The sequence below is a fragment of the Staphylococcus sp. B1(2026) genome (genome assembly GCF_058895785.1).
This window is the reverse complement of record NZ_JBZXTS010000058.1, coordinates 1-7772: the sequence shown is the minus strand read 5'-3', so window position 1 is coordinate 7772 and position 7772 is coordinate 1. Positions and strand designations below refer to the sequence as shown.

Here is a 7772-nt window from a genome sequence, read left to right as displayed (position 1 = left end):
TCTATATTAGTATACCCAAACCAATTATCAAATTTATTAGACGACAATGCCGTTATTCCAAAAGATTACTATCAATTGAAATATGAATTAATCAAAACACCGCATTATAAAGATAAGCAAAGAATAGCCGAAAAATATAAGTTAATTGATAAAATTTATAGTCAATATATGGAAGTGTTGTCAGAAGATGAGTTGATGATACTGGATTTAGTAGAAAAACGCCTAGATATATCATCAGGAATTGAAGTACCACCTATTCAAGAACAATATTTAGAAGAATTTCAACAAATTATTCATAAACAATCTCTTTCAATGAATGATTTACAAATATTAGATTTTTATTTTAAATATATTCAAGATCATCCGATAGATGAATTATATGAAGATTTAGTAGATAAGGTATTTGTTCAATCTATATCAGATAATGATGAGTATAATGGGAGATTGTTAAATATATTACTTCATATTGCAGGTGTAGGGGTATGTCATAGTGATTATAAGTATACGATGAGAATTGCTGAACATGCTAATAATATTATTAATAAAACTCGCATGTTTTCTGTGAAACCTAATATTAATTTAGTAGAGATTAAACATTATCTTTATATTGAAAAAGATAGGGATAAAGCAAGAGCATTGTATGACGAAACAGAACGTTTAGCTAAAATGTTTGGTGATGACTTATTTGTTAAAAATTTAAGAAATGAAAGAAAACTGGACGGATTGTAAATTTGAATAGTAATAACAGACTTTATGTTACGGAAGGGTAATGTGAAGTCTTTTTTTGCTTACTATAGAATATAATCAATAGTGACATAGATGTCATGGTAGATATTGTGATATTCATTTATATTATATCTATGAAATTTAAAGTTTTTAAAGGAGCGATAACAATGACAAACAAAAAAATATTAATAACTATGAGTACGTGTACATTAGCTGGTATGTTGTTTTTAGGTGGTAATGCTTATGCTAATTATCCTCAAGATTATAATGGTGCTTCGGCTTCTAGTTTAACATTTGTTGCAGAAGGGACAGCGACATACAGTGGTAATATAGTTACTTTGCCAGTAAAGATTAATCAAGAAAAAGAATTTAATTTTACATTTGATGATGTTAATGAGTTATATGTTTGTGTAACAGATTCGAGAGATGAATTAGATAGTTCTATTGAAGCTGTAGATAATAAGTCAGGTATTGTGAATATATCTTTTGATCTTAGTCGAGTTAAATTAGATACGCCATATACAATTCATGTTTATACGCAAAAAATGTTTGGGAAGATTTTAGAGCCAGAAGAGATTGCTTTTAAAATGGATGATAAAATTGTCAATATTTCTTCTGAAGGTAAACTATTAGTGACTAAAAATAATGATGTTGTTGCTGACGCTTCAGAAAAAATAGATGAACAGAAACAAGAAAAAGCAACTAAAGAAGAACAAATTATTTCTAATGAATCAAAAACTAATCACAAGATTAATGTAGAATCTAATACACCTAAAAAAACATTGCCAGCAACAAAGGCGGTAAGATAAATTTTAAATGGGGCTGGGAAAAAACTAGCCTCTAAATAAAAAAGTCCTGAAAAGTGAACCAACTCCAAAAAGTTAGACCAAAAATTTAACTATTTGGAGGTTGGTTTTTTTAGGGTGAAATATAGTCTAGAATTAAAAAAGAAGATTGTTCAAGAATATATTATAGGAAAAGGAAGTTACAATTATCTAGCTAATAAATATCAAATTAAATATAAACATATAGTGAGAATGTAGGTAAATTCATATTTACAATTTGGAGTCGAAGGTCTTTTAAGGAAGAATTCATATACAAATCACTCTGTTCAATTTAAGATAAATGAGGTAAAGTTATATTTATCAAGTGAGATGTCTTATCGTGAAGTTGCTAATGAGATTGGTATTAATAATTCTGCTTTAATCACAAGTTGGGTGCAGAAATTTAGAAAAGAAGTCATCGCCGTTTCCATACAAGTATCTGTCATCAAAAAATCACAACAGATACAACAAAATTGAAATATTTTGTAAAAGATGCAGAAGGTACTATCCATCAGAAGAAACTTTATTTAGATCCTTTTGTGGATTTATTCAACAATGAAATTATTTCATATCGTATCTCTAAACAACCGAACGCAATCGCTATTAGAGTTTGATAGTCAAGACGCTTTTTAAGTCTACTATTAAGCTTTTTTTAATTTTCAATAAATTCTTTGACTAGCTATCAATATATAATGGCACAATAGTTTATTTTTCCTCTGTTATATATTGAAATGTTATTTTTCTTTTTTGTTTATATTTTAAAATTAATATATTTGAATGATGTTTAGTGATATTCAAACTCACCTTTGCTTTACATTTATTATATTTTTCTTCAGTTTAATTATTTATTTTAGTATAAACTGAAGGGGATATGTTTTTTATAATAATTATGATTTTTATAAAAAGAAAGCCTTTACAAAAAATGGATTATATTATATAATTAAATTGTAAAAAGGTTCTACAAATAAAATTTCAAGATTGTTATTTAATTTTAAAAAAATGGAGGAAAGAATCATGAAAAAATTATCTCAAAAACAAACAAAATGTATTAAAGCTGGTTGGGTATGTATAGGTTGGGGCTTCATTTGTTGGGGATAGATTTTTAAACATTATCTATTTAATATAACGAAGATAACCAATTTTAATCATAGTATATAGAACCTTTTAAGATGTGGGGGGATGGTAATCTTTTTACATCTTTTTTATTTTATCAAGCGGGAGGGAAATATGAAATATATTCATTACATGCAAAATGAAACATCAGATTGTGGAATAACTGTTGTAAAATCTTTATTAAAATATTTTAATAAATTTAATAAAGAGAATTTTGAAGATGAAATATCAAATTTAAATATTAATCAAGGATTATCCCTGTACGATATTGAGAATTTATTGGCCAAGTATGGAATTGAAGGATCAAGCTATCAAGTAGATAAGTTTGATGATATTTTGTATGAGAAACCATTAATTATGGTTATTGATAAAGAAGGACAAAATCATTATGTTTTAGTTTATGAAAAAATAAAACAACAACTTGTTGTATCTGATCCAGAGATGACTGGAATAGAATATCTAAATATTTCATCTGTAAGACAAAATTTTAAAGGATATGTATTTATTATTGAAGATGTAATTACTAAAGAAATAGTAGATGATATTGAAAAAAAAATAAAAAATTTCAAGATATAAAACTAAAAAATAAATTAGAATTGTTCTATACTACAACAATGATAACATTAATACCCCTATTTATAATCTTTTCTATACAATATTTTATAATATATCAATTAAGAAATATAAGTTTACAAGAATTAGTGTTAGTAATGGTATTTGAAATGATATTATTGTTAATATATTCATATAGTAAGATTCATCAAGATAAACTTTTATCAAATATATCTATAAATATAAAAGAACTTCAAACATTTAGCTTTTTAGAAGATATAGATAGTAAAAATTTAAAAGATGAAAATATATATAATGATTTAATTAAATTTTGGAATAATTTTAATTCATCAGATTTTCAAATTAAAAATTATATAATAAAAGTAGAAATATTCTATATTACACTATTGTGTGTTTTATTGTTTTTTATGGATTATATAATTTTCTTGATAACTGTATTATCATTGAGTTTTTATTATATATTATATAAATCTAGTATAAACCAAAGAGTCAATAATAATAAATTTTTATTTAATAGCATAGGAAAATTGTCGGTTTTTATTGAAGAGTATATTAATAATAAGTTAGATAGAATTATATTTTCTAACCAAAAAGAAATATATAATTTTGTACATATAATTTTAGAAACTATAGGAAGTGCTGATTATAAAAATAGAAAAAAAACAAATAGTATTTTAATAATATATGATGTATTAATGTATATTGTTTTATTTTTAATATTTACTTATATATTTCTTGCTGTATATTTTACATTTAATATATCATTTGATTATATTTTCATGTCATTTTTATTAGTATATTTAATTTTCAATTTGGGAAAACCTGTTATTCAAAAATCATTAGATTTAGAGAGATATCACTCAATAAAAAAGATAATCTTAAATGAAAAATTAAAAAAAGATATAAAGAATAAAGATATAAATATAAATGAAATAAAATTAGAAAATATAGGATTGAATTATACTGATGATATTAACAACAGCTTATTGGCAAATATTAATATAACTTTTAAAAAAGGGGATATAACCATTATACGAGGAGACAATGGTTCTGGAAAAACAACATTATTAAAAATAATAATGGGTATTTTAAAACAAACTTATGGTGAAGTGATATATTATAATAATAAGCACGAAAAATTAAATAATAAGAAAGATAATATTTTATCGAAAATAAGCTATTTTTCTTATGAACAATATTTAAATTATTCTTCTATTAAGAAGAATATAAATTATAGTATTTACAAAGAAAAATCAAATAATGATATTAATAATTTATTTGATTTAAATATCGATAAACAAATATTTTATAATGGAAAGAATTTGTCGTTGGGAGAAAAACAAAAAGTATTATTATCTCGTTGTTTAAATAAAAAAGCTGATGTTTATATATTAGATGAACCAACTTCAAATTTAGATCTTAAAACAAAAAAGCTACTGTTAGACTATATATTAAAAATAAAGAAAGAATCTATAATAATAATAGTTACTCATGATAATGATTTTAATGAAATAGCAAATAATATAATTAGTTTAAATGATTACTAGAAAGAAGGGAAAAATAATGAAAAAGATTTATTTAATAATTGGATCTATATTAATATTATTTTGTGTTGCTGCTGTATTCAAATTATATGGAACAGGATATATAAGAATAGGAAAGGTAGAGTCAGATTTTGTAGTATTATCTAATGGAGAATATGAAGTAGGAAAAGATTTAAATTTAAAATTAGGTGAATACGCTATATATGCAAAACAAGGAGCAGGAGAGGTAACTATTGACAATGAAAAATATTATTTAGTTGACGATTTATATAAAGAAGCAAAAAAACAACCTGAACCTGTGCAAAATGGTGTGATATATGAAGAAAGTCCTAAGATAAAATTGGTTGAAAACACAAAAATTAAAGTAATAGGGGATAAAGAATTTTCAATTTCATTTGTTAGGAGATAAAAATAATGTTAAATATTAATAATTTAAGTAAAAAATATGGAGAACAAGTTGTACTAAATGATATTAATTTAACGGTTGATAGTCCTCAAATTATTGGACTTGTTGGAAATAATGGTTCGGGAAAAACAACATTATTAAAATGTATTTCAGAATTAATTACTGAATATACAGGAGAAATTGATTTACAAAGTAAGCTATCTTTTTCAATTGAAACGCCTACATTTTTCGATAATTTAAGTGTATTATATAATTTAAAAATTTTTAATAGTATTAACAAAGATAATGTAAAAACATTAGATGAAATTTATGATATTTTAAAAAAAGTTAAATTATTAGATGCGAAAGATAAAAAATTTAAAGAGTTATCTTTGGGTATGAAACAAAAATTGAGTTTAGCTAGAATCTTATTGACTGACAGTAATATTATTTTATTAGATGAACCTTTCAATGGTTTAGATATTTTAACAAAACATCAATTGAAACAAATAATTATAAAATTAAAAATAGAAGGTAAGATTATTATTGTTTCTAGTCATATATTAGAAGAATTGGGTGAAATTTCTGATAGTATATGGTACTTAAAAAATGGAGTTATAGAGAATAAACTCAACTTAAAAGATCATAATAGAATATATACAATGAAGATAAATAAAGCAGAAAATATTGAAGAAATATTAAAAAATATGCTTGATATAAAAAAACAAAGCTCAGAAGAAGGATATATCAAAATAAAGGCATTTATAAACGAAGAAGATATTTATAAAACATTAAACAAATTAATCAATTCCAATATACAGGTAATAGAATATTATGACACTACTAATAATATTAGTGATTTTATTTTAGATAAAGAAAGTGGTGAATAAAATGATTAAATTTTTAAAATCCGAAATAATTAAAAATTATTCCAAAAAAACATTTTGGTTAACTATAATTATATACTTAATTGTACTTTCTATTGCTACATATAGTTCAAACATAGAAAATTCATCTTCTGTTTTTAGAGTTTATTCTACGTTTATCATATTTTATTTATCTATGAGTTTTATTATTTTATTTGGAGAGATATTAGAAAAAGGGATTATAAGATATTATTTAGAATATTATAGTCGAAGTAATATAATTATATATATATATATCAAATATATTGGTGTATATTGTCTTTTGAACGGCATGTTCATTATGTTCAATTATAAATATATAAATATTAGTGACATGTTGATATATTTGATAATATTCACGTTATATCTTGTTATTAATATGAACTTATTAGTAATATTTAATAAAGCTGGTATAGCATTAGTAAACTCAATAGTATTAATGTGGGTAATCCCAAATATTATTAATTTTGTATTTAGAGATACTGTAGTATATAATTATCAACTATTTTATTATTTGTCTCCCGATTCATTTAACCAAATAAATTTATTGCAATACGTTACTATTCCTAGTATATATATACTAATATTTTTCTCTTTATCTATATATTTATTTAAAAAGAAGGTGTATTAAATGAAAAAAATAATGTTCTTATTATTTTCAACAATATCAATAGTTTTGTTTATATATTTTATATTTACCATCCATATCACGAATGTTAAGCCCGAATTTTCTTTTTTAAAAAATAATGATATTGATTATCTTGAAAAAAATGAAATTCTTTATTATGGAAGTACGACATGTCAAGCATGTCAAGCATATAATAAAGTATTAAAGCAATATCAAGAAGAATCAAATACAAAAATTTATTATTGGGATGCCAAGAAAATGGAAATTATAAATGAAGCAGCTAAGATTAAAGTATATAATACACCAACAGTAATCATAAAAAGAGATAATGTCATTAAAACATTAGAGGGTTATCAATCACTAGCAGATTTAAAACATTTTATCAAAAATGGAGAATAGAATATGGTGAGAAAATTTACAAATATTTTTTTGTTGATTAGTTTAATTTTTAATATATTATTTTCAATGAATTATTTTGAAATATTTGATGTAGATAAACATGTAACTGATGAAAATAATATAAGGAATCATTTGAATAGTTTAACAATAAAGAATTTTGAAGATGATTATAATTCTGGTAAAAAATTAATTATTTATTTTGGAAGGGACACTTGTGTTGATTGTACCAATTTTAATAAATTCTTTGTAGGATATATAGAAGATAATTATAGGTTAAATAAAACAATGTTATATGTGGATGTTCAGTCTATTTATAATGATAAAAAATTATGGGAAAACTTTAAAAAATCTTATGGTATCAAAGGAACTCCTAGTATAGTAATTTATAATAATAAACATCTTATCTCAAAATTAGATTTTGAAGAAACAGGTGGATTTTCTTCGAAGGATTTAGAGAATTGGATAAAATCAAATCAATTAGCTGAATGAAAATTATATGAATAAACAAATAAATATTAATTAAATAGGGATAATACAAGATCTTCTAAATACTTGTTAGAAGTTATTAAAGATAAATAAGATGTAATTACTAACACTACCTTATAAAGAATTGTTAAATAAAATAATATTAAATTATATGACTATTTCTCGTGGATTGTCAACACTTATCTGAAC

The 7772-nt window shown here is 22.8% G+C and carries 9 protein-coding genes and 1 pseudogene; all 10 read left to right on the top strand.

Annotated elements, in window-relative coordinates; genetic code table 11:
• Window positions 1–729: hypothetical protein (locus tag AC5EAH_RS07435; RefSeq protein ID WP_493494145.1), on the top strand; the 729-nt coding region annotated here is incomplete at its 5' end.
• Window positions 730–893: 164 nt separating this feature from the next.
• The gene (locus AC5EAH_RS07430) at window positions 894–1535 is read left to right on the top strand and encodes a hypothetical protein (RefSeq protein WP_493494144.1); all 642 of its coding nucleotides are present in this window, start codon (window positions 894–896) and stop codon (window positions 1533–1535) included.
• 345 nt (window positions 1536–1880) lie between these two features.
• Complete coding sequence (locus tag AC5EAH_RS07425; RefSeq protein WP_493494143.1) at window positions 1881–2027, top strand: hypothetical protein; 147 nt, start codon at window positions 1881–1883, stop codon at window positions 2025–2027.
• A pseudogene (locus AC5EAH_RS07420) lies at window positions 1967–2161 on the top strand (IS3 family transposase); the annotation flags it as partial. The gene AC5EAH_RS07425 and the pseudogene AC5EAH_RS07420, both read left to right, overlap by 61 nt.
• Before the next feature lie 616 nt (window positions 2162–2777).
• The gene (locus AC5EAH_RS07415) at window positions 2778–3239 is read left to right on the top strand and encodes a cysteine peptidase family C39 domain-containing protein (protein WP_493494142.1); all 462 of its coding nucleotides are present in this window, start codon (window positions 2778–2780) and stop codon (window positions 3237–3239) included.
• Between the two features lie 134 nt (window positions 3240–3373).
• Window positions 3374–4783, top strand: a complete 1410-nt coding sequence (locus AC5EAH_RS07410; RefSeq protein WP_493494141.1) for an ATP-binding cassette domain-containing protein — start codon at window positions 3374–3376, stop codon at window positions 4781–4783.
• Window positions 4784–4799: 16 nt separating this feature from the next.
• On the top strand, window positions 4800–5189 hold the full coding sequence (locus AC5EAH_RS07405; RefSeq protein WP_493494140.1) for a hypothetical protein: 390 nt from the start codon (window positions 4800–4802) through the stop codon (window positions 5187–5189).
• Between the two features lie 5 nt (window positions 5190–5194).
• Window positions 5195–6055 carry an ABC transporter ATP-binding protein gene (locus tag AC5EAH_RS07400; protein WP_493494139.1) on the top strand — a complete coding sequence of 287 codons (861 nt, stop codon included), beginning with the start codon at window positions 5195–5197 and terminating at the stop codon, window positions 6053–6055.
• Between the two features lie 646 nt (window positions 6056–6701).
• Window positions 6702–7097: a thioredoxin family protein gene (locus AC5EAH_RS07395; RefSeq protein WP_493494138.1), complete on the top strand. Its 396-nt coding sequence runs from the start codon at window positions 6702–6704 to the stop codon at window positions 7095–7097.
• A gap of 3 nt (window positions 7098–7100) precedes the next feature.
• The gene (locus AC5EAH_RS07390; RefSeq protein ID WP_493494137.1) at window positions 7101–7586 is read left to right on the top strand and encodes a thioredoxin family protein; all 486 of its coding nucleotides are present in this window, start codon (window positions 7101–7103) and stop codon (window positions 7584–7586) included.
• The last annotated feature ends 186 nt before the right edge of the window (window positions 7587–7772 follow it).

Bases quoted from the DNA above. Each gene is read 5' to 3' on its own strand.
- AC5EAH_RS07430 (WP_493494144.1), top strand. From the start codon at position 894: ATGACAAACAAAAAAATATTAATAACTATGAGTACGTGTACATTAGCT.
- AC5EAH_RS07425 (WP_493494143.1), top strand. From the start codon at position 1,881: ATGTCTTATCGTGAAGTTGCTAATGAGATTGGTATTAATAATTCTGCT.
- AC5EAH_RS07415 (WP_493494142.1), top strand. From the start codon at position 2,778: ATGAAATATATTCATTACATGCAAAATGAAACATCAGATTGTGGAATA.
- AC5EAH_RS07410 (WP_493494141.1), top strand. From the start codon at position 3,374: ATGGTATTTGAAATGATATTATTGTTAATATATTCATATAGTAAGATT.
- AC5EAH_RS07405 (WP_493494140.1), top strand. From the start codon at position 4,800: ATGAAAAAGATTTATTTAATAATTGGATCTATATTAATATTATTTTGT.
- AC5EAH_RS07400 (WP_493494139.1), top strand. From the start codon at position 5,195: ATGTTAAATATTAATAATTTAAGTAAAAAATATGGAGAACAAGTTGTA.
- AC5EAH_RS07395 (WP_493494138.1), top strand. From the start codon at position 6,702: ATGAAAAAAATAATGTTCTTATTATTTTCAACAATATCAATAGTTTTG.
- AC5EAH_RS07390 (WP_493494137.1), top strand. From the start codon at position 7,101: ATGGTGAGAAAATTTACAAATATTTTTTTGTTGATTAGTTTAATTTTT.